Source organism: Variovorax paradoxus (assembly GCF_040544635.1).
Lineage (GTDB): Bacteria > Pseudomonadota > Gammaproteobacteria > Burkholderiales > Burkholderiaceae_C > Variovorax > Variovorax paradoxus_R.
In genome coordinates this window covers 137,252-158,231 of sequence record NZ_JBEPKJ010000011.1, presented here as the reverse complement: position 1 = coordinate 158,231, position 20,980 = coordinate 137,252, and the positions used below count along the sequence as shown (strand labels likewise).

The 20,980-nt window shown below is 66.7% G+C and carries 23 protein-coding genes; 5 read left to right on the top strand and 18 right to left on the bottom strand.

The window, feature by feature from the left end; genetic code table 11:
- Positions 1 to 24: 24 nt before the first annotated feature.
- Together ABIC94_RS19370 and ABIC94_RS19365 are read right to left on the bottom strand one after the other, a co-directional pair.
- Positions 25 to 690 carry an RsmD family RNA methyltransferase gene (locus tag ABIC94_RS19370; RefSeq protein WP_354374612.1) on the bottom strand — a complete coding sequence of 222 codons (666 nt, stop codon included), beginning with the start codon at positions 688 to 690 and terminating at the stop codon, positions 25 to 27.
- Positions 691 to 720: 30 nt separating this feature from the next.
- Positions 721 to 1,356, bottom strand: coding sequence for a LysE/ArgO family amino acid transporter (locus ABIC94_RS19365; protein WP_126747054.1), 636 nt, complete (start codon positions 1,354 to 1,356; stop codon positions 721 to 723).
- An 81-nt stretch (positions 1,357 to 1,437) separates the two neighbouring features.
- Between ABIC94_RS19365 and ABIC94_RS19360 the strand changes: the two genes are divergently transcribed.
- Positions 1,438 to 2,355 (top strand): LysR family transcriptional regulator ArgP, encoded by a 918-nt coding sequence (locus ABIC94_RS19360; RefSeq protein WP_354374611.1) that lies wholly within the window; start codon positions 1,438 to 1,440, stop codon positions 2,353 to 2,355.
- Between the two features lie 16 nt (positions 2,356 to 2,371).
- On the opposite strand, the gene ABIC94_RS19355 is transcribed toward ABIC94_RS19360, so the two are convergent.
- Together ABIC94_RS19355 and ABIC94_RS19350 are read right to left on the bottom strand one after the other, a co-directional pair.
- On the bottom strand, positions 2,372 to 3,712 hold the full coding sequence (locus tag ABIC94_RS19355) for a M16 family metallopeptidase (RefSeq protein ID WP_354374610.1): 1,341 nt from the start codon (positions 3,710 to 3,712) through the stop codon (positions 2,372 to 2,374).
- 15 nt (positions 3,713 to 3,727) lie between these two features.
- Entirely contained in the window at positions 3,728 to 5,194 is a 1,467-nt protein-coding gene (locus ABIC94_RS19350) for a M16 family metallopeptidase (protein WP_436318055.1), read from the bottom strand.
- A gap of 29 nt (positions 5,195 to 5,223) precedes the next feature.
- Here ABIC94_RS19350 and ftsY point away from each other — a divergent pair, with 29 nt between their 5' ends.
- A complete protein-coding gene (gene ftsY / locus ABIC94_RS19345) occupies positions 5,224 to 6,489 on the top strand; it encodes a signal recognition particle-docking protein FtsY (RefSeq protein ID WP_354374609.1) in 1,266 nt (421 codons plus the stop codon).
- Positions 6,490 to 6,538: 49 nt separating this feature from the next.
- Here the strand turns inward: ftsY and ABIC94_RS19340 are convergent, their stop codons facing one another.
- From ABIC94_RS19340 to ABIC94_RS19330, 3 genes are all read right to left on the bottom strand, one after another.
- Positions 6,539 to 7,561 carry a hypothetical protein gene (locus tag ABIC94_RS19340; RefSeq protein WP_354374608.1) on the bottom strand — a complete coding sequence of 341 codons (1,023 nt, stop codon included), beginning with the start codon at positions 7,559 to 7,561 and terminating at the stop codon, positions 6,539 to 6,541.
- A 79-nt stretch (positions 7,562 to 7,640) separates the two neighbouring features.
- On the bottom strand, positions 7,641 to 9,404 hold the full coding sequence (locus tag ABIC94_RS19335) for an ATP-binding response regulator (protein ID WP_354374607.1): 1,764 nt from the start codon (positions 9,402 to 9,404) through the stop codon (positions 7,641 to 7,643).
- A gap of 11 nt (positions 9,405 to 9,415) precedes the next feature.
- The gene (locus tag ABIC94_RS19330; RefSeq protein ID WP_354374606.1) at positions 9,416 to 10,126 is read right to left on the bottom strand and encodes a response regulator transcription factor; all 711 of its coding nucleotides are present in this window, start codon (positions 10,124 to 10,126) and stop codon (positions 9,416 to 9,418) included.
- Between the two features lie 167 nt (positions 10,127 to 10,293).
- Between ABIC94_RS19330 and ABIC94_RS19325 the strand changes: the two genes are divergently transcribed.
- Both ABIC94_RS19325 and rpoH read left to right on the top strand, forming a co-directional pair.
- On the top strand, positions 10,294 to 10,758 hold the full coding sequence (locus ABIC94_RS19325; RefSeq protein ID WP_354374605.1) for a DUF962 domain-containing protein: 465 nt from the start codon (positions 10,294 to 10,296) through the stop codon (positions 10,756 to 10,758).
- A gap of 147 nt (positions 10,759 to 10,905) precedes the next feature.
- The gene (gene rpoH / locus ABIC94_RS19320; protein ID WP_354374604.1) at positions 10,906 to 11,847 is read left to right on the top strand and encodes an RNA polymerase sigma factor RpoH; all 942 of its coding nucleotides are present in this window, start codon (positions 10,906 to 10,908) and stop codon (positions 11,845 to 11,847) included.
- 48 nt (positions 11,848 to 11,895) lie between these two features.
- On the opposite strand, the gene ABIC94_RS19315 is transcribed toward rpoH, so the two are convergent.
- Genes ABIC94_RS19315 through ABIC94_RS19290 form a run of 6 tightly spaced genes read right to left on the bottom strand, consistent with a single transcriptional unit; the run spans position 11,896 to position 17,010 of the window.
- Positions 11,896 to 12,735, bottom strand: coding sequence for a DNA alkylation repair protein (locus ABIC94_RS19315; protein WP_354374603.1), 840 nt, complete (start codon positions 12,733 to 12,735; stop codon positions 11,896 to 11,898).
- Between the two features lie 25 nt (positions 12,736 to 12,760).
- On the bottom strand, positions 12,761 to 13,378 hold the full coding sequence (locus ABIC94_RS19310; RefSeq protein WP_354374602.1) for an SCO family protein: 618 nt from the start codon (positions 13,376 to 13,378) through the stop codon (positions 12,761 to 12,763).
- A 28-nt stretch (positions 13,379 to 13,406) separates the two neighbouring features.
- Positions 13,407 to 14,312, bottom strand: coding sequence for a heme o synthase (gene cyoE, locus ABIC94_RS19305; RefSeq protein WP_354374601.1), 906 nt, complete (start codon positions 14,310 to 14,312; stop codon positions 13,407 to 13,409).
- Complete coding sequence (locus tag ABIC94_RS19300; protein ID WP_354374600.1) at positions 14,309 to 15,526, bottom strand: COX15/CtaA family protein; 1,218 nt, start codon at positions 15,524 to 15,526, stop codon at positions 14,309 to 14,311. Before ABIC94_RS19300 ends, cyoE begins: the two co-directional genes overlap by 4 nt.
- A gap of 10 nt (positions 15,527 to 15,536) precedes the next feature.
- Entirely contained in the window at positions 15,537 to 16,220 is a 684-nt protein-coding gene (locus ABIC94_RS19295; protein WP_354374599.1) for an SCO family protein, read from the bottom strand.
- A complete protein-coding gene (locus ABIC94_RS19290; RefSeq protein WP_354374598.1) occupies positions 16,204 to 17,010 on the bottom strand; it encodes an SURF1 family protein in 807 nt (268 codons plus the stop codon). Before ABIC94_RS19290 ends, ABIC94_RS19295 begins: the two co-directional genes overlap by 17 nt.
- 36 nt (positions 17,011 to 17,046) lie before the next feature.
- On the opposite strand from ABIC94_RS19290, the gene ABIC94_RS19285 reads away from it, so the two are divergent.
- A complete protein-coding gene (locus ABIC94_RS19285) occupies positions 17,047 to 17,268 on the top strand; it encodes a twin transmembrane helix small protein (protein WP_354374597.1) in 222 nt (73 codons plus the stop codon).
- Positions 17,269 to 17,342: 74 nt separating this feature from the next.
- Here ABIC94_RS19285 and ABIC94_RS19280 read toward each other — a convergent pair whose 3' ends face one another.
- From ABIC94_RS19280 to ctaD, 5 genes are all read right to left on the bottom strand, one after another.
- The gene (locus tag ABIC94_RS19280; RefSeq protein WP_354374596.1) at positions 17,343 to 18,224 is read right to left on the bottom strand and encodes a cytochrome c oxidase subunit 3; all 882 of its coding nucleotides are present in this window, start codon (positions 18,222 to 18,224) and stop codon (positions 17,343 to 17,345) included.
- A gap of 70 nt (positions 18,225 to 18,294) precedes the next feature.
- On the bottom strand, positions 18,295 to 18,504 hold the full coding sequence (locus tag ABIC94_RS19275; protein ID WP_354374595.1) for a DUF2970 domain-containing protein: 210 nt from the start codon (positions 18,502 to 18,504) through the stop codon (positions 18,295 to 18,297).
- The gene (locus ABIC94_RS19270) at positions 18,501 to 19,127 is read right to left on the bottom strand and encodes a cytochrome c oxidase assembly protein (RefSeq protein WP_354374594.1); all 627 of its coding nucleotides are present in this window, start codon (positions 19,125 to 19,127) and stop codon (positions 18,501 to 18,503) included. The genes ABIC94_RS19275 and ABIC94_RS19270 overlap by 4 nt, the downstream gene beginning before the upstream one ends.
- A gap of 25 nt (positions 19,128 to 19,152) precedes the next feature.
- On the bottom strand, positions 19,153 to 19,278 hold the full coding sequence (locus ABIC94_RS19265; RefSeq protein ID WP_436318054.1) for a cytochrome oxidase small assembly protein: 126 nt from the start codon (positions 19,276 to 19,278) through the stop codon (positions 19,153 to 19,155).
- A 22-nt stretch (positions 19,279 to 19,300) separates the two neighbouring features.
- Positions 19,301 to 20,932 carry a cytochrome c oxidase subunit I gene (gene ctaD, locus ABIC94_RS19260; protein WP_354374593.1) on the bottom strand — a complete coding sequence of 544 codons (1,632 nt, stop codon included), beginning with the start codon at positions 20,930 to 20,932 and terminating at the stop codon, positions 19,301 to 19,303.
- Positions 20,933 to 20,980: the final 48 nt, after the last annotated feature.

The following is a 20,980-nucleotide window of genomic DNA, read 5'->3' as shown; positions in this document are numbered from 1 at the left end:
AGCCGGTGCGGCTTGTCCGGCGGATTATGCAGTCCCGTTTGCAACGTGCCGCAGCAGATGTGCATGCACGGCGCCTGCCTTTAAGTAACGAAAACCAACAAGACCGACGGCGGCAAGCTCCTCGTCGGTCCAATGTCGCGGCGCTTCCAGGTAGATGGTACCTCCGGCTTTGACGGCGCGTGCCGCGGCGCGCAGCGAAGGTTCATAGAGGGAGGTGCTGTCGAAAGGCGGGTCGAGAAATACGGCATCCAGGCTGCCCGCAGCGACGCGCTCGAGCGCGGTGAGCCCGTTGCCGCGCTCGATGCGAACGGCCTCGGCCGAAAGCTTGGTTTTCGCGGCCTGCAACTGCGCCACCAGAGCGGCGTCCTGCTCGCACAGCAGCACGCTCGCAGCGCCGCGCGAAGCGGCCTCCAGGCCCAGGGCACCGGTGCCCGCGAATGCGTCGACGCAATGCCAGCCCGGCAATTCGCCGCCGCCCGCCCCCGCGATGCTCGCAAGCCAGTTGAACAGCGTCTCCCGCACGCGGTCGGGCGTGGGACGCAGGCCCGGCTTGTCGGCCACGGAAAGGCGGGTGCGCTTCCACTGGCCTCCGATGATGCGCACCTCGCTCGGCCGCGATTTCGATCGGGAAGGCGACGGCGACGATGGGGAGGCGGGGCGCCTGGCGGCTGCGGCTTTCTTCTGGGGCATGCGGCAAGCTTAACGCCGCCGCATGCGGTGCTAGATGCCGAGAAAGGCTCGCCGCGCGAGCAGCGCGGCAAGCACGAGCATCGTGCCGCCGATCAGCGCGTCGAGCATCTGCCAGGCACGGGGACGCGCAAACACCGGCGCCAGCCACCGCGCACCAAAGCCCAGCGCCGAGAACCACAGCGCGCTTGCAAGCGCCGCCCCCGCGACGAACCAGACCTTGAGCACGCCGCCGTACTGGGCGCCGGTGCTGCCCACGAGCAGCACGGTGTCGAGGTAGACATGAGGGTTCAGCAACGTGAAGCCCGCCGCCTGCGCCAGCACGGCGGCGCGGGAGAGCGATGCGCCTTGGGCCGCCGCCTGCAGCGCACCCGGCTGACGCGAACGCCACAGCGCGCGCAACCCATAGACACCGAGGAACAGCGCGCCGAGCCCCGCGAGCGCCGTGGCCACGGCGGGCCGCCCTTGCAGCGCCTGCGCCATGCCGGCCACGCCGGCCGTGATGAGGATCGCGTCGCTCGCTGCGCAGAACAGCACCACGGCGCTCACATGCTCGCGCCGCAGGCCCTGGCGCAGCACATAAGCGTTCTGCGCGCCGATGGCGACGATGAGCACCAGGCTCATGAAGAGCCCGTTGGCGAATGCGGTGGTGATTTGTTCGGTGACCATGGCGCCAGCTTGCCGCCGCCCGCCGATTAATTCAAACTAAACTTCCTAAGCCATATTCAGTTTTTCTAATTCACACCGACCATGCTCGACTACGCCGCCCTGAATGCCCTGGCCGCCGTGGTACGCGAGGGCAGCTTCGAGCGCGCGGCCCGCGCTCTGAACGTCACGCCATCGGCGGTTTCGCAGCGCGTGAAGCTGCTCGAGGAACGCACGGGCGGTGCGCTGCTGGTGCGCGGCCAGCCTTGCGTGGCCACCGAAGCCGGCCAGCAGCTCTGCCGCCACTTCGAACGCGTGGGCATGCTGGAGCACGAATTGCGCGACGCGCTGCCCGCGCTCGGCATGGGCGGCAGGAGCGGCAACGAGCGCGAGCGGGTCACGGTGCGCGTGGCGGTGAACGCCGACAGCCTGGCCACCTGGTTCATGGCAGCCGCCGCGGCCTTTGCGAAGCAGGAAGAATCCGCTTTACTCGACCTGACCGTGGATGACCAGGACCATACCGCCGAGCGCCTGCGAAGCGGCGCCGTGCTCGCCGCCGTCACCGCACTGGCACAGCCGGTGGCCGGCTGCAACAGCGAGGCGCTGGGCACCATGCACTACGTGGCGGCCGCGAGCCCGGAGTTCGTGCAGCGTTATTTCGCCAAGGGCATGGGCGCGCGAACGCTCGCAAACGCACCCAGCCTGGTGTTCGACCGCAAGGACCGGCTGCAGGCGCGCTGGGTGCGGCGCATCTGCCATCGCAGCATCGAGACGCCACGCCATTGGCTGCCCTCGGCACATGGTTTCCTTGAAGCGGCGTGCGCCGGCATGGGCTGGGGCATGCTCCCCGTCAGCATGGCGGCCGATGCGATGCGGGCGGGCGCGCTGGTGGAGCTGGTGCCCGGCTCGGCGCTTCAGGTGCCGCTCTACTGGCAGCAGGCGCGCGCCGCGCCGCAACTCCTCGAACGCCTCCGGACGACGGTGCGCGCAGCCGCCGGCAGCGGCGCGCACGCCCTGCGCTGAAACGCTGTTTGTTTGCCTACTTGCCGCCGACCACGACCGTCACCATGCGTTCGGGCTGCAGCTTGCGCGCAAAGGCGGCGCGCACCTCGGCCGCGGTAACCGCGTTCATGCGCGCGGTCCAGGTGTCGAGGTAGTCGAGCGGCAGGTCGTGCCACGCGATGTTGGCCACGTTGCCGATGAGCTTGCGGTTGCTGTCCATCAGGAGCGGGAAGCCGCCGATCAGGTTGTCCTTGGCGGCCTTGAGCTCGGCGTCGGTCGGGCCTTCGGCCACGAACTTGGCAAGCACTTCGCGGGATATCTTCACCGCATCTTCGGCCTGGTCGGGCCGCGTCTGAAAGCCGACGCGGAATGCTCCGGCGTCCAGCCCCGGCGAAAACCCGCTGTAAACGCTGTAGGCCAGGCCGCGCTTCTCGCGCACTTCGTTGGTGAGCCGCGAGACGAAGCCGCCGCCGCCCAGCACGTAGTTGCCGAGCGTGAGTGCGAAGTGGTCCGGGTCCTTGCGCGGATAGCCGGGCTGGCCGATGAAGACGTGGGCCTGGGCCGAAGCGAACGGAATGCGCTCGTCCTTTGGCGCCTGGAGCGCAGCCACCGGTGCGATGGCAGGAAGCGGCGTGCAGGCTTCGGGGCCGGGCAGCCGCGAGAGCAGTGCGGTGGCCATGGCTTCCGCCTCGGCGCGGGTCACGGCGCCAACGATGCTGAGCTTGGCGCGGCACGGCACGATGAGCTGCTGGTAGCGTTGCCGCATGGCCGCGGTGTCGATCCGCGCCAGCGTGGCTTCGGTGACTTCCTGCCCGTACGGGTGGCCGCCGTACACGCCCTGCGCAAAGGCACGGCCCGCGATGGTCGCCGGCTTGGTGTTGGCCTCCTTGAGCGACGCATTGATGCGTTCGCGTTCGCGCTGCCACACATCGTCGGGAAAGGCCGGCTCGCCGAGCTCGCGTGAAGCGAGCGTGACGACCTTGGTCAGCAGCGCCGGGTCGGACAAGGTGCGCAGCGAATAGCTGGCGCGATCGGTACCGGCGCTGGCATTGAACTCGGCGCCCAGGTCGGCCCAGGCTTCGCCCAGCGCGTTCTCGTCGAGCGCCGGCTCGCCGTTCTTGCCGGCGCGCACGCCCTTCTCGACCATGGTCGCGGTCACGGCGGCCAGGCCGGCCTGCGCCGCCGGGTCGCGCCGGCTGCCGGCGTCGAAATCGATCTGCACGTCGACGATGGGCAACGCCTGGGTCGACACCAGGTAGATCCTGGCGCCGCTCGCGAGTGTCCAGTGTTCGATGGGCAGCGCGGCTTGCGCCGCGCCCGCCAAGGCGGCAACGACGGCGAACAGCGCAGGACGGAGAATTTTTTTCATTGTGGTCATGGAAATCCGGGCCCTTCAGCGCAACTCGCCTGCGGGCGCTGCAAAACCGCGGCCGCGGGGCTTGGCTTCCAACGGCAAGGGGCGCAAGGTGGCCACCGTGAGCTGGTCGTCTCCAAAATAGTTGGCAGCCACCGCCTGCACCTGGGCCGGTGTCACGGCCTGCAGCTTCGCGATGATGCGGGCGCTGGAGTCGAGCGGAAGCCCCTGCACCCAGTTGCTCCCGAGCTCGCGGGCTTGCGCCATCACGGAATCGCGCTTGTAGGTTTCGCTGGCCACCCATTGCGTCTTGACGCGCGCGAGTTCGGCCTCGCCCACGCCTTCCTTCGCGATGCGCGCCACCTGGGCCCGCAGCGCCGCTTCGACCGCTTCAGGGCTTTTGCCGTTCGCGGGCACACCCACGAGCGTGAACAGCTGCGGTCCCCGGCCGGCCAGGCCCGAGTAGGCGCTGGCGGAATCGGCAACGCGGTCGGGGCCCTGGGTCAGGGCGCGATCGAGCCGCGCGCCGGTGTAGCCGTCGAGCACGGCCGACAGTACTTCGAGCGCCCACACGTCGGTGGCCGCGTCATCGATTTTTTCCAGTTGCGGAATGCGGAACGCGAGCGACACATATGCCTGCTCTGCCGGCGCCTTGAACTCGATACGGCGGAGGCCGCGCTGCGCCGGCTCGATGCGCGGCTTGCGCGGGGGCACGGCACGCGCGGGAATGCTGCCGTAATATTTTTCGGCCAGCGCGCGCACCTTGGCCACGTCGACATCGCCGACCACCACCACGGCGGCGTTGGCGGGCACGTACCAGCGCCGGAAAAACTCGCGTGCGTCGTCGGGCGTCATCGCATCGAGGTCGCTCATCCAGCCGACCACGGGGCGATGGTAGGGCGAGGCCGTGAAGATCGCCGCGTTCTGCTGTTCGCCGAGCAAGGCGCGCGGCTGGTCTTCGGTGCGCATGCGGCGCTCTTCCTTGACCACTTCGATCTCGCGCTTGAACTCGTCGTCGGACCACTGGTTGTTGGCGAAGCGGTCCGATTCGAGCTTCATGATCTGCTCGAGGCTGGTCACCGGGATCTGCTGGTAGTAGCCGGTGAAGTCGCGCGAGGTGAATGCGTTTTCCTGGCCGCCCAGGGCCGCCACGCGCCGCGAGAACTCGCCCGGCTTGATGGTCCTGGTGCCCTTGAACATCATGTGCTCGAGCACGTGGGCCACGCCCGAGGTGCCGTCGACCTCGTCGACGGAGCCCACGCGAACCCAGACCATCTGCACCGCGGTGGGGGCGCGCCGGTCGGGCAGCACCAGCAGCGTCATGCCGTTGGCAAGGGTGAACTGCTGGGGAGCGGGTGCCGCCGCGGCATCGGCGGGCGAAACGGCGGTGGAAGGAGCGGGGGAAGCCGGTGTGGGCTGGGCCTGTGCAGGCGCGGCCCACAGCGCAGAAAGCGCCATTGCCAGCACCGCACCGGACGCAGCACGGCGTGGCGAGGGGTGTTTCATAGAATGGGTCGGATTGTAAAAAGCTCCTGATGTTCAGTTTCTTCAAGAAAAAACCACCCGCCGAATCCCCGGCCGCGCCGGCGCCCTCCCCGGCAGCCGAGCCGGCACCGGCACCCGAGCCTGCCCCCGCGCGCTCGGTGTTCTCGCCGTCCAGCTGGTTCGGCTCCAAGCCTGCCGTGGAGGAAACGGCGCCTCCACCGGCCGAGCCTGCGGTGCCGCCCTCTGTGGCGCCCGCTCCGCCCCCCCCGCCTCCGCCGCCTCTTTCGCCCCCTGTCGTAGCCCCGGCACCCGCTGCGCCCGTCTTCACACCGGTGGCCCCGGCACCTGCCCCCGCAGAGCCGGCCGTTGCTCCACCCGCCCCACCCGCTCCCGCCCTCATTGCCGATGTGGCGGCCGAACGCAAGGGCTGGCTCAACAAGCTCAAGACCGGCCTGCGCAAGACCGGCACCGGCATTCAGGCGGTATTCGTCAATGCGCAGATCGACGAGGCGCTGTACGAAGAGCTCGAATCGGCGCTGCTGATGGCCGACACCGGCGTGAAGGCCACCGAGTTCCTGCTCGACGACCTGCGCGGCCGCGTCAAGCGCCAGATGGCGACCGACGCCGCGCAGGTGAAGCGGCTGCTGGCCGACGCCATCACCGACCTGCTCCGGCCGCTCGAAAAGCCGCTGGTGATCGGCCAGTTCTCGCCGACGGTGATCATGGTGGCCGGCGTCAACGGCGCGGGCAAGACCACGTCCATCGGCAAGCTCACCAAGCACCTGGCCAACGAGGGCGCCTCGGTGCTGCTCGCGGCGGCCGACACCTTCAGGGCGGCGGCGCGCGAGCAGTTGCTGGTCTGGGCCGATCGCAACACGGTCGAGATCGTGAGCCAGGAAGGCGGCGACCCCTCGGCCGTGAGCTTCGACGCGGTCACCGCCGGCAAGGCGCGCGGCAAGGACGTGGTGCTGGTCGACACCGCGGGCCGGTTGCCCACGCAATTGCACCTGATGGACGAGCTCAAGAAGATCAAGCGCGTCGTCACCAAGGCCGACGCCACCGCGCCGCACGAGGTGCTGCTGGTGATCGACGGCAACACCGGGCAGAACGCCCTGGCGCAGGTCAGGGCTTTCGACGAGACACTGGGCCTCACCGGCCTGGTGGTGACCAAGCTCGACGGCACGGCCAAGGGCGGCGTGCTCTGCGCCATTGCGCGCGAGCGGCCGATTCCGGTCTACTTCATCGGCGTGGGCGAGAAGCTGGAAGACCTCGAGACCTTCAACGCGCGCGAGTTCGCGCAGGCGCTGCTGGGCTGAGGTGCCGCCAGCAGCGCCCGCCGCCGCTTAGAAGCCGCTCAGAAGCCGCTTAGAACCCAAACAGCGAGCGGGTATCGCAGAGAAAACCGCTGCAGTTGGCCGGCCGGACGAAGAGCGTCCTGATCTGGCCGCTCGGCAGCATGTAGTCGCCCACCAGGGCGTTGCCCTTGGCTCCCTCGGCATTCGCTTGGGCGATGTAGTCCGCGCTGTTGCCCGCGGGTTGCAGGTTCTGGTAGCTGAACGTGGCCGACTGCGACAGGTCTTTCTCGTAAAGGAGCTTGATGCCGTCCGAGAAGACGTAGCCGGTCTTGAACCGGAAGCCCCGGGCGCCCTGGGCCTCGAGCTGCGCCAGGAAATCGGCGTCGCTGCCGGGCTGGCCCAGAGCCTCGTAGCCATAGGTTGCGCTGCCTTGCGAGTCCTTCTGATACACCAGGACCGTGGTCCCGCCGACCATGTAGGCCCCGGCGACGCTGAAGTAGCCGTTGCCGCCCTGGGCGTTGACTTGCGCCAGGTAGCCGGCGCTGTCGGCTGGTGCCGTCAGCACGGCATAGGTGTAGGTCGACGAGGAGTTGTTGTCCTTGCGATAGAGCGTGCGCGTCTGGCCGCCGATCACGTAGGGCCCGCCCCACTTGAAGCCTCGGGCACCCTGAGCGTTGAGCTGGTCCTGCAAGTCGGCCGCGGAGCCCGCGACCGGCATCAACTCGAAGGCATAGGAGGTCTCGGCATCCTTCACATAAGCCTCGACAACCTCTGCGCTGTAGGGGCTCATCGAAATGGTGAAGGCGAAGCCGCCGAAAAAGCGAAACGACCTCGCGCCCTGTGCATTCAGCCGGGTGAGAAACGCCGATGGATCGGCGGCGGGGGCCAAGGCCTCGTACATGAAAGTACGCGTGGCGGGAACCGGGGCCGGCGCGGGCGGCGGTGGAGGGGGCGGCGGTGGGGCGGGAGGAGCGGGTGCGGGCGCCGGTACCACCGGCAAGCCAGCGAAGCCGCCGCCGCCACCACCACCGCCTCCTCCACCGCAGGCCGCCAGAGTTGCGGCGAGCGCCGTTATCAATAGTTTTGCTTGCATGAAATCTCTCCCTGAGAACATTGATGTGTGAGACCGCGCAAAGGTAAAGCGCGCCCCACTCACACACCAGTGCCAAAAGTCATGAGACGCCGGCAGGCGCGAGTTCGCTCAGGGTTCGGAGCAGCTTGCCGGCATCGACCGGCTTGAACAGCACGGCGACGCCGGACGCGCGAACGCGCTGCAGGCGTTCAGGCGCGGTTTCGCCGGTGACCAGTAACAGCGGCATGCGGGTGCCGAAGCGCTGTCGAAGACGCAGACCGGCGTCGAGCCCGTCGTTGCCCTCGGCCAGGCGGTAGTCGCACATCAGCAGATCGAAGGGCCGCGCCTCGCCTTCCGCCCGCGCGAGGGCTTTCTCTGCCTCCGCTTCGTCGGCCACGGCGTGCACCTCGATGGACCAGGAGCGCAGCAGTTCGCCCATGGCCTCCCGGATTTCCGCCTCGTCGTCGACCAGCAGCACGCGCCCGGGCAGCGTCCTCCGTGCCCCGGCGGCGCGCTGCCGATGCGCCTCGACGCCTTGCGGGTCAGCGCCCGCCAGCGGCGCGGCGGCGGGCAGCACCACGCGGAAATGGGTGCCCCGTCCCGGGCGCGAATGCACCTGCAACGGATGGTCCAGCAGAAGCGACAGACGCTGCACGATCGACAGGCCGATGCCCAGGCCCTGCGAGCGGTCCCGGCCGGGGTTGCCGACCTGGTAGAACTCTTCGAAGATGCGGCCGATCTGCTCGGGTGCGATGCCCACACCGGTGTCGCGCACCTCGATCCACACAGCATTGCCGCGCGCACGGGCCCTCACCGTCACGCCGCCGCTCACCGTGTACTTGAGCGCGTTGTCGATCAGGTTGGAGAGCATGCGGTGCAGCAGCTGCGGGTCGCTGCGCACCCACAATCCGCTCGCGCGCACGCGCAGCTGCAACTCCTTCTGTTCGGCCTGCGGCGAGAACATGTGGTTGAGCGGCAGGAACAAGGCGTCGAGTTGCACCGCCCGAAACTCGGGCGTGACCACGCCCGCATCGAGCCGCGAGACGTCGAGCATGGTGTCGAGCGACGTGCCCAGCGCGTTCACCGCGCGCATCAGGCGCTCCGCGTTGGCGCCTTCGGGGCGGCCGCGCAGTTCGTTTTCCAGCGCGGCGCCGAACAACGCAATGGCATGCAGCGGCTGCCGCAGGTCATGGCTGGCGCTGGCAAGGAAACGGGTCTTTTCCTCGCTGGCACGCTCGGTGGCGGCGATCTGTTCCTCCAGCCGGACGGCGAGGGCTTCCTTTTCGAAGCGCAGGACCAGCGAATCGGCCAGCAGCCTGTGCTCCTGCACGCCTACACGCAGCATCAGAACGAGGTAGATCGTCGCAAAGGCCGCGAGAAATAGATGAATGGCATCGCCCTGCCACGCCAGGGCGACGATCAGCCCGCCCATCATCGGCAGCGTGTGGCCGAACAACGCCGCCTTCAGGGGCCGCAGCGATTGCACGGCACGGGCGCAATTGCCCATCATCACCACCATCAGCGCGGCGGTGACCGGCAGGTTGCCCGCGGGCACGAAGATCCACGGCGCCAGCGCATCGGCGAACCCGAGCAGCGTCACGATGCGAGTGATCTTGCGGGCCCACCAGGCGCTTTCCGCCGGAGGCACCGCCGGGCTCCAGCGCGGCGTGAAATACATGCCCAAGTACAGCGCCAAATGCAGCACGACGAACGGCAGCACCATGGGATCGCCCAGTTGCAGGTACATGAACCCGCCGAATACCAGCACGAAAACGACGCGGGCCAGGAACGTCGCGTTGTAGTTGAAGTACACCGAAGCCACGTGCTCGCGCAGCACCCGCTGGCTCAGCGGCGTGTCGGTCATGCGCGGCGTGTTCAACGCAGCTTGCTGATCAATTGCGCGCGCGAGCGCACACCGAACAGCAGCAGGATGGTCGATACATGGTTCTTCACCGTGCCCTCGCTCAGGCTCGCAATCTGGGCAATTTCCTTGTTCGCCTTGCCTTCGAGCACCCACTGCAGCACCTGCGTCTGGCGCGGCGTGAGTTCCTGCCAGACGCTGGCATGGGCCGATTCAGCGTAGCCGCCGAGCGCCTTCGCAAGGGCCGGAGACGAAATCCGAGCCGCGTCCGCATCGAGCAGGCCGCAGGCGCGGATGAAGCCCACCACCTCCTTCAGGTCCGCCGATTTGGGAAGAAAAGCGCTGGCGCCCAAGGCCAGTGCCCCTTGGGCCAGCGAGGCGTTGCCCGTGCCCGAAAGCACCACGATACGGGCAGACGGATAGCGCAGCCGAAATTCCGTCAGGCCGCTCAAGCCATGCGAATCGGGCAGCGCCAGATCCAGCAGCACCAGGCCGATGGACTCCCGATGCCGTTCATAGAGCACCAGCGCATCGGCGACGTTGCCGGCTTCGAACACCTCGATGCTCGTGGCGGAAGAAGCGGCCTGCGCCTGCACCAGCGCGCGAACGCCGAGCCGCAGCAGATCGTGGTCGTCCACCACCAGGATTGCGGCCGGCTGGCGGGACGGGCCGGATTCCACGATCGAAGGCGACAGGTGGGATGGAGATTCGAGCGGAGGAGCCACGCGGTCGATCTTAGCGATGGCTGGAACGCGCAACAGTGCCCAAAGTCATACTCATACATGTCCCCGAAGGAAGGCTTTGCTACCAACTTCATAGCACTTGCCACCGGCGCCGGGCGGGGGCACCATGCGGTGACCCGCCGCACCGGACGGCGCTTTGGAGACGAACCATGATGCACACCGCCGACGCCCCGTTGGCAGCGGGCGACCGCAAGGTCGACCGGCTGCTGGCCCACTATGGCGAAAGCCACCGCCATCCGACCAACGAACTGATCCACTTCATCGCGATCCCGGCCATCATGCTGAGCATCGTCGGGCTGCTGTTTGCGCTGCATCCCTGGGTGGCATACGGCTTCGTGGCGGCGAGCCTGGTGTACTACGCCACCCTGCGCTCCCCGGCCTTCTTCGTCACCATGCTGGCCGGCACGGTGCTGGTGCTGGCGGCGGTTCACGCCATGGGGGGCCTTGTACTGCCGGTTTCCGCCGCTATCTTTGTCGTGGCATGGATCTTTCAGTTCATCGGCCACAAGATCGAGGGCAAGAAACCTTCCTTCTTCGAGGATATCCAATATCTTTGGGTGGGGCCGCTGTTCGTACTTTCCAGGCTGTTTTTACGCCTGGGTATCCGCTGGTAGGGCTGCCGGTCGGACGGCACCGCAGCCCGGATCGCCCTCCGGCTGACAGTTTTGCCTATCGGCGCGATAGAAACTTAGGGGGAACCCTTGGTTTAGCACTCCCTCTAATCGAGTGCTAATATGCCCAATACAAAGGAGTTTCCCCTGATGACTACGCTGTCTGGAGCCTCTGCCAACCAGCTTGCTGTTGCCAATCCATGGTCGATGGTGCCGCCGCTGGGCAATCTGGATGCTTATATTTCGGCCGCCAACCGCCTGCCGATGCTCACGCTCGAAGAAGAGCAGGGCTTTGCACGCCGTTTGCGCGACAACAACGACCTCGAAGCGGCCGGTGCGCTGATCCTCTCGCACCTGCGCCTCGTGGTTTCCATTTCCCGCCAGTACCTGGGTTACGGGCTGCCTCACGGCGACCTGATCCAGGAGGGCAATGTCGGTCTCATGAAGGCCGTGAAGCGTTTCGACCCTGACCAGGGCGTGCGGCTGGTGAGCTACGCCATGCACTGGATCAAGGCCGAGATTCACGAGTACATCCTGAAGAACTGGCGCATGGTCAAGGTCGCGACGACCAAGGCCCAGCGCAAGCTGTTCTTCAACCTGCGCTCGATGAAGCAGGGCTTCAAGGCCGACTCGGCCGCAGCGGACAACGGCACGCACCGCGAGACGCTGAGCCCCGACGAGGTGTCGCAAATGGCGACCCGGCTCAACGTCAAGCCCGAGGAAGTGCTCGAAATGGAAACCCGCCTGTCGGGCGGCGACGTGCTGCTCGACCCGGGTCCGTCGGACGACGGCGACGAAGCCTTCGGCCCGATCGCCTACCTTGCCGACGCCACGCAGGAACCGACCGCCCTGCTCGAATCGCAGCAGCGCGACCGGCTCTCGAGCGACGGCATTGCCACCGCACTCGAAGCGCTGGACGACCGCAGCCGCCGCATCGTTGAAGAGCGCTGGCTCAAGGTCAACGACGACGGTTCGGGCGGCATGACGCTGCACGACCTGGCGGCGGTGTACGGCGTGAGCGCCGAGCGCATTCGCCAGATCGAAGTCGCGGCCATGAAGAAGATGAAGAAGGCGCTGGCCGACTACGCGTAAGCGTCGTTAGCTCTTTGCTCAGAAAAAAGCCCGGCATGCCGGGCTTTTTCATGTCTGCTTCGACAGCGTTCGCAGGGCCCGCTTCGCGATGTACCGGGTTGCGGGCGTGTCCGACTCGTCGATCCAGCGAATGCAGAGCCGGTCGACCCATTCCGGCTGGGTCTTGCTCGCGTCGTTGAGCCAGTTCGCCACCGAGTTCTGCACATAGCGGCTGGTGTCGGCCCGCAGCGCTTCGATGAGCGGCAACGCACGCCAGGGCTCGGCCTTGAGCGCCTCGATCTGCGCGCACCACACGCCGCGCGGGCGCGTGAGCTCGCTGGCAAACCGGCGGATGTTCGGATCGGCATCGGCGGTCCACGGCTGCAGCAGGGCCAGCGATTCGTCGAGCGAGCCGATGACCGCGTCGCGCACCGCCATCCAGGCGATTTCGCGCACGCCGAAGTGCGGATCGGCGGCAAAGCGCCGCACTGCTTCGAGCCGCGCCGCCAGCGGCAAGCCTGAAAGCGCAACCCATTGCGCGGCCCAGCAGCGCGCGACGTCGCTGGCGTGCGTGGCCAGCCGGTGCGCAACGGCGTCGCGCTCGGCGTGCAGCGCCGCCAGGTCGTAGAGCGCGCGCGCAATGTGGCCGTGCCGCTGCATCGGCTTGAAGGCGCCGAGCATGGCGAGCGTGTCGGCCAGCCGTTCGCTGGCCGGATCCAGCCCGATATGGCCCGCAACGCTGCGCGCGAGTTGCGGTAGCTCCAGCGCCAGGAATTCGTTGAGGTTGACGGTTTCGAGCAACCCGCCGTTCAGCGCGTGCAGCACCTCGGGCGGAATGAGTGCGATGCGGAATGCCCCCTTGCGCGCCTTCAGGTGATCGACCGAGGCCAGGGCGACGAAAGCGTCCATGGTTCGTTCGTTCGAGGCGACCCGCTCAGGCCTTGAGCAACGCCTTCACGTCGGACACCATGGGCGCCACGCCGGCACCATAGCGTGCGTAAAGCCGAACCCGGCCGTCGGTGTCGTACACGAAGCTGGCGGCCGAATGGTCCATCGAGTAGCTGGTCGGGGTCTTGCCCTCGACCTTCTTGTAATAGACCTTGAAGTCCTTGGCGACCGCAGTGAGTTGCTCGGGCGTGGGAATCAGCGCGACGAAAGCCGGGTCGAACGCGCCCATGTAGGCCTTGAGCACCTCGGGCGTGTCGCGTGCCGGATCGACCGTGACGAACAGCACCTGCAGCTTGTCGCCGTCGCTGCCGAGCTGCTGCTTGACCTGCGCCATTTCGGTCATGGTGGTCGGGCACACGTCGGGGCATTGCGCGTAGCCGAAGAACAGCACCACCACCTTGCCCTTGAAGTCGGCCATGGTCCGGACTTTTCCGTCGGCGTCTTTCAGCGAGAAATCCTTGGCGTAGTCCGCGCCGGTGATGTCGACCGCATTGAAGCTCGGCCTGGGTTCGCTGCAGGCCGAAAGGCCCAGGCCGAGGGTGGCCGCAGCGCCTGCCCATCCCGCACCGCCGACGATCAACCTGAGAGCATTTCGCTTGTTCATGGACAGGGACATTCAATCAATCAATCAATCAGCGGAGATAGTGGTCGACAAGCAATGCCGCGAACAGCACGCTCAGGTGAATCAGCGAAAACCGGAAGGTCTTGCGCGCCAGCGTGTCGGAGTAGTTGCGCCAGAGCGCAAAGGCATAGCCGGTGAACCCGATGCTCACGCCGACCGCCACCGCCAGGTAGAGCCAGCCGCTCATGCCGTAGATGAACGGCATCAGGCAGGCCGCGAACAGAATGAAGGTGTACAGCAGCACCTGCAGCCGCGTGAACTCGTTGCCGTGCGTCACGGGCAGCATCGGCAGGCCGGCCTTGCGATAGTCCTCGACGCGGTACAGCGCCAGCGCCCAGAAATGCGGCGGCGTCCACAGGAAGATGATGAGGAACAGGATCAGCGCCTCTGGGCCCACGTCGCCCGTCATGGCGGCCCAGCCCAGCACCGGCGGCATGGCGCCCGAGGCGCCGCCGATCACGATGTTCTGCGGCGTCAGGGGCTTCAGGATGACGGTGTAGATCACCGCGTAGCCGACGAAGGTGGCAAACGTAAGCCACATGGTCAGCGGGTTGACCGTGAACCACAGCAGCGCCGAGCCGGCCAGGCACAGCAGGGCCGAGAACACCAGCGCCTGCATGTCGCTGAGCTGCCCGCGCGCCGTGGGGCGCCAAGCGGTGCGCTTCATCTTGGCGTCGATGCCCTTCTCGACCAGGCAGTTGAATGCCGCCGCCGCACCCGCGACCAGCCAGATGCCTGCGCAAGCCAGCAGTGCGCGCTGCACGTCGGGCCATGTCGGTGCGCCGGGGACGGCCAGCACCATGCCGATGAGGGCGCAGAAAACGATCAGCTGCACCACGCGCGGCTTGGTCAGCGCATAGAACTGGCGCAGCACGTTGGCGGTGCTGGTCTGCTCCACGGAAATCGGCGTGCTCACGCGGTGGCCTCCCTCTGGTTGTTATGTGGGGCGCCGGGCGCCTTGTCTTTGTCGTGTGCGGTTGCGACAGCCGTCCCGCGGCGGCTCTCGCAGAGGGCCCAGGTCAGCACCACGGCCAGCGCCGCGGCGCCGCCGGTGTGCAGCACGGCGGCAACGAGCGGCCAGCCTAGCAGCACATTGCCGAGGCCGGTGGCAAGCTGGAGCAAGGCCAAGCCCGCGAGCCATGCGGCTTGGGGCCGCAGCGGCGCGATGCGGCGCAGCTGCCACGCAAGCACGCCCAGCGCGGCGAACACGGCATAGGCCATCAGCCGATGCGCGTAGTGAATGGCGGTAAGCGCGGAAAAATCGAGCGGTGCGCCGCTGCCGGTCACGCCCAGGTGGCGCCAGATTTCGAAGCCCTGCGCAAAGTTCATCGGCGGCCACCAGCTGCCCTGGCAGGTCGGAAACTGGGTGCAGGCCAGCACGGCGTAGTTGGTGCTGACCCAGCCGCCGAGCGCGATCTGCAACAGGAGCAATGCCGAAGTGGCAAGCAGCCCGTTGCGCAGCGCGGGCGACACGGCCGTAGGCAGGCGGTCCGCGGCGGCCTGGCGGTAGCGCACCGCCTGGATGCACAGCAGCACCAGCAGCACCACGGCGCCCAGCAGGTGCAGCGTGACGATGGCGGGAAAGAGTTTCCAGGTGACCGTCAGAGCACCGAATGCACCCTGCAGGCAGACCCAGACCAGCGTCAGTGCGGGCCACCATGCGCTGAGCGTGGCGTGCTCGCCCTCCGCCGGCGCAGGCAGGCGGCGCTGGCGGCGCCGCACGACCCAGGTGGCGCCCGCAAGTGCGAGGATGAGCACACCGACGCCGGTGGCCAGGTAGCGGTGAACCATCTCGACCCAGGCCTTGCTGTGCGTGACCGGGCCGGTCGGCTGGGCCGACTGCGCCATCGCAATTTCGTGGCTTGCGCCGACCGGGCTCGCGTTGCCGTAGCAACCGGGCCAATCCGGGCAGCCCAGGCCCGAATCGGTGAGCCGGGTAAAGGCGCCGAAGAGCGTGAGGTCGAAAGTGAGGAACAGCGTGAGCACGGTGAGCGCATGCAGCCGGCGCGCCGGCCCGGCGCCCGCGTTGCGGCGCCACACCCACACCAGCGGGCCGAGTGCGATCAGCACGCCGGCCGCCATCAGCCAGGCGATCGGTGTGAGGTCGTAGAGCGAGCCGGTGTCCGTCATGGGGTGTCTGTCAGCGGCCGGGTTCGTCCCAGGATGCGGAGGCGCGCAGCAGGCGGTCGAGGTCGCGCTTGGCGCGGCTGGCGCCCTTGGCGTCCATCCCGGCCGGGAAACGCATCATCCAGTTGCCCATGGGGTCGACCACGTACAGGTGCTCGGCCAGCGAATGGCCCGAAACAGGCGCGAGCCACTTGGCGAGCTGCTCGGCTGGCACGCGCAGCACGGTCGCGCCGCGCAGGCCGTTGTCCAGGCGCTCCGGCACGGATGCCGCGTCGCTCACGAGCCAGACGCGGTCGAGCCGGTCTTTCTCGCGGCCCAGGCTTTCGCGCAGTTGCCGCTGCAGATAAAGCTGCTGTTCGCAGAGCGCATCGCAGGCAGCGCCGGCCACCGCAACCAGCAGCCATTGGCCCTTGAGCGTGGCGAAATCGACCGGCGCACCGTTGCGGTCGGTGGCGGTGAATGCCGGCAGCACGCGCTGGGGATCGATGAGTTCGCCGTAGACGCTGCGGCCTTCGGGCCGGATCACGTAGTAGGTGAAGTACGAGGCAATGACCGGGGCCGCGCACATCAGCATCACGGCGATCATCTTCCAGCGCCCGACGACCGTGCGGCGGCCCTCGGCGCCGTCGAGTGCCTGGTTGGGCGACGGCATCGAATGCACCGTTAGGCCCAGCGGTTCGTCAGAGGCTGCTTGCATCGTATGTACGGCGCCTTGAGCGGCGGAAGGGGGCAATGAATTGGAACCAGACATAGAGGATGACCACGAGGGCTGAAAGCCCGAACCACTGGAATGCATAGCCGTAGTGCTTCTCCAGACCCAGGGCGGGGGCCGGCCAGTCGCGCTGCACCCCTCCGGAAGCAGGGCCGATCTGCTGCAGCGACACATCGGTTCGCAGCGGCAGCTTGGTTTCGGCGCGGAACGCTTCCAGGTCGAGATTCTGCCGGATGGGCGAAGACCCCTCGCCTTCCGGTGCCGAGGCGGCCCCGGCCGGTTTGCCGAGCTCGAACAAATGACCGGGCGGCGGCTCGATCAGGCCGGTGACTTCGACGATGCCGACCGGCGTCTCGACCGTGCCCAACTGCGTGCGGTCATTGAAATTGCGCTGTATCCAGCCGCGCTGCACCATCACGGCCTGGTCGCTGCCTTCGAGGGCAAACGGGGTCAGCACATAGAAACCGGGCACGCCGTGCATCTGCCGGTTGTCCAGGTAAACCGTTTGCGGCGTCAGCCAGAGGCCGCGCAGCCGCACGGGCCGGTGCAGCGCGCCGGCGGGCGCCTCCAGCGCGAGAAACTCGGCCTGGTCGAGCGGCGGCTTCTGCTTCTGGGCTTCGATCTCGGCCTGCAGCGCTTCCTTCTGTGCCGCGCGCGAAAGCTGCCAGCGGCCGAGCGACACCGTGGCGGCCAAGGTCAGCACCGCGGCCAGCGTGACCAGCAGGAAACGGCCTCGCCTCGGCACCTTGGCGGAATGAAGGGGTTTCGGCGTCACTGGAAGGGACGAGGCGTGCGGCCGATAATCGGAGTCATGAAATATTTCGTCGCCCTGGCTTTCGTGGGCATCTTCGCGAGCCTTGCCTTCGCGCTCTTCTACATGCTGAAAGACGGGCGCAACGGGCGCACCAAAAGCGGCGGCATGGCGCGCGCGCTCACCTTTCGGATCGGCATCTCCGTGGTTTTGTTCCTCTGCATGCTGCTCGCCTGGAAATTCGGGTACATCCAGCCCACCGGGCTCCCGCTCGGCAAGTAGATGGTGCTCGTTCCACGAGAACCATGAAAAAGGCGCCTTTCGGCGCCTTTTTGTTTGTATGCCGCGGGGTTCGCTCAAAGCCAGTAAACCAGCACGTAAAGGCCGAGCCACACCACGTCGACGAAGTGCCAGTACCAGGCCGCACCTTCGAAGCCGAAATGGCGTTCCGCCGTGAAGTGGCCCTTCTGCAGGCGCAGCGTGATGAACAGCAGCATCAGCATGCCGATGAACACGTGCAGGCCGTGGAAACCGGTCAGCATGAAGAAGGTCGAGCCGTAGGCGCCGGAGCTGAGCTTGAGGTTCAGGTCGGTGTACAGGTGGAAGTATTCGTAGCCCTGAACACCCAGGAAGATCACGCCGAGCAGCACGGTGAGCCACATGAAACGGATGCACTGGGCGCGATGGTCGGCGCGCAGCGCGTGGTGCGCAATGGTGAGCGTGACGCCCGAACTCAGCAGGAGCGCGGTGTTGATCGTGGGCAGCCAGAACGGGCCGACAGTCTGGAAAGGCTCGACGATGTCGGCCGGAGAACCTGTGACGCCGGCGGCAATGCTCGGCCACACGGCCTTGAAGTCGGGCCAGAGCAGCGCGTTGTCGAGGCTTCCGAGCGCCGGCAGCGAGTGGGTGCGAGCCCACCACAGCGCGGTGAAGAAGGCGCCGAAGAACATCACTTCGGAGAAGATGAACCAGCTCATGCTCCAGCGGAACGAGAGATCGATCTTGTGGCCGTACTGGCCGCTTTCGCTCTCGCCGATGGCGGTGCGGAACCACACGAACAGGGTGGAGAGCCATACGACCATGCCGACCAGCAAGGACCATGCGCCCCACTGGTGGCCGTTGATCCACTGGCCGGCGCCAAGAATCACGAAGAACAGGCCGATCGAGGCCATGACCGGGTAGGCCGATGGCCCGGGCACAAAGTAGTAGGGCGTGGTGCCGTGGGTGGTTGAACTCATATCAGCTCCTGGCTTTCTTTCTTCTCTCGATTCGATGGGTTCTGGATGTCGTGGGCCATGTGGACCGTGTTCAGGGTGCAACCACGTGGCGCACCAGCAGCACCAGGCCGACGATAAAAACGATGACCGCGGCAAAGGCCACCGCGATGATGTGCAACGGGTTCAGCTTGGCCAGGTCGTCCTGGTAGGCGCTTTTCTTCCGCACCCCGAAGAACGACCAGCAGACGGCCTTCACCGTGTCCCACAGCGTGGCCTTGCGCGGCGTGTTCGGAGCGGTCACGAGCGGGGCTCATGGTCGGCATTGGAAACAGCGGCCACCGGGGCCGGAGGCGTCTTGCCGCCGACTTCGAAGAAGGTGTACGACAGCGTGATTGTCTTCACGTCTTTCGAGATCTTCGGGTCGATCACGAACGCGACCGGCCACTGCTTCTTCTCGCCGGGATCGAGCGTGTACTGGTTGAAGCAGAAGCACTCGAGCTTGTTGAAGTACGGCGCGGCCTGCTGCGGCGCGTAGCTGGGAATGGCCTGCGCCGCCATGCGGCGGTTCTGCACGTTCTGGAATTCGTACACCACCGTGTTGAGCTGGCCGGGGTGCACCTGCATCGTTCGTTCGGCGGGCTTGAAGTCCCAGAGGCCGCCGCGCACGTTGGAGTCGAACTCGACCGTGATGGTGCGCGTGGTATCGATCTGCGTGTTGTCGGGCACGCGCACGTTCTTGCCGCCGCTCGCACCGCCCGGCACCTCGAGCTCGTTGAGCGCGAGGATGTTGATGCCGGTCATTTCGCAGATGGCGCGATAGAGCGGCACCAGCGCATAGCCGAACGCGAACATGCCGCAGGCCACCACGGCCAGCTTGCCGACCATGCGGACATTGGCGCGCTTGATGCGTTGACCGAGGCTCATGCGTGCGGCTCCGTTCGCTGCCGGTTCAGCGTCCGCCGAACCAGATCATGCGGACCAGGAATCCGAGGAAGAACAGCACGGCGATGGAGGCCAGCGTGAGCCCCATACGTCGGTTGTTCTTTCTTTGTTCGGGCGTGGTCATTGTCGTCATGCGGGCCGGGGCCGTGAAGCGCTCAGCCGATCACCTTGGTGGCGGTCGCATCGAGCTTGGGCGGGTTTTCGAAGGTATGGAAAGGCGCCGGCGAAGGCACTTCCCACTCCAGGCCTTCAGCGGCTTCCCATGGCTTTTGCGGCGCCTTCTCACCCTTGCCGAGCATGTTCGGCAGCACGATGAAGAAGAAGAAATAGACCTGGGCAAGACCGAAGGCGAACGCGCCGACCGATGCCACCGCGTTGAAGTCGGCAAACTGCATCGGGTAGTCGGCATAGCGGCGCGGCATGCCGGCCAGGCCCAGGAAGTGCATCGGGAAGAAGGTGATGTTGAACGAGATCAGCGACCACCAGAAGTGGAGCTTGCCGCGCGCTTCGCTGTACATCACGCCCGTCCACTTGGGCGCCCAGTAGTAGTAGCCCGCGAACATCGCATACAGCGAGCCGGCCACCAGCACATAGTGGAAGTGGGCCACCACGTAGTAGGTGTCCTGCAGCTGGATGTCGATCGGGGCAATGGCCAGGATGAGACCGGTGAAGCCGCCCATCGTGAACACGAAGATGAAGCCCACGGCGAACAGCATCGGGGTCTCGAAGGTCATCGAGCCCTGCCACATGGTGGCGATCCAGTTGAAGATCTTCACGGCCGTGGGCACCGCGATCAGCATCGTCGCGTACATGAAGAACAGCTGGCCCGTGACCGGCATGCCGGTCGTGAACATGTGGTGCGCCCAGACGATGAACGACAGGATCGCGATCGACGAGGTGGCATACACCATCGAGGCGTAGCCGAACAGCCGCTTGCGCGAAAACGCCGGCACGATCTGGCTGATGATGCCGAAGGCCGGCAAGATCATGATGTAGACCTCGGGGTGGCCGAAGAACCAGAAGATGTGCTGGTACATCACCGGGTCGCCGCCGCCGGCGGGGTTGAAGAAGCTGGTGCCGAAGTGGCGGTCGGTCAGCGTCATGGTGATGGCGCCTGCGAGCACGGGCATCACGGCGATCAGCAGGTAGGCGGTGATGAGCCAGGTCCAGCAGAACATCGGCATCTTCATCAGGGTCATGCCGGGAGCGCGCATGTTCAGGATGGTGACGATGATGTTGATCGAGCCCATGATCGACGAGGCGCCCATGATGTGCATCGCGAAGATGCCGGCGTCCATCGAGGGGCCCATTTGCAGCGTGAGCGGCGCGTAGAGCGTCCAGCCGGCAGCGGGTGCGCCGCCGGGCATGAAGAACGACCCCACGAGCATCAGCGCCGCGGGAATCAGCAGCCAGAAGCTGAAGTTGTTCATGCGCGCAAAGGCCATGTCGGACGCGCCGATCTGCAGCGGGATCATCCAGTTCGCGAAGCCCACGAACGCCGGCATGATGGCGCCGAACACCATGATCAGGCCGTGCATGGTGGTGAACTGGTTGAACAGCTCGGGGTTCACCAGTTGCAGGCCGGGCTGGAACAGCTCGGCGCGGATCATCAGTGCAAGCACGCCGCCCACCATCAGCATGGTGAAGCTGAACAGCAGGTAGAGCGTGCCGATGTCCTTGTGGTTGGTGGCGAACACCCAGCGGCGCCAGCCGGTGGGCGCTGCGTGATGCTCGTCGTGTGCGTGGCCGTCGTGGACGTGACCGTGGGGGTCGAGGACTGCACTCATTTCGTTGTTCCTTGCAATTTCTTCGTCGCGGGGCGCTTGGGCTCGATC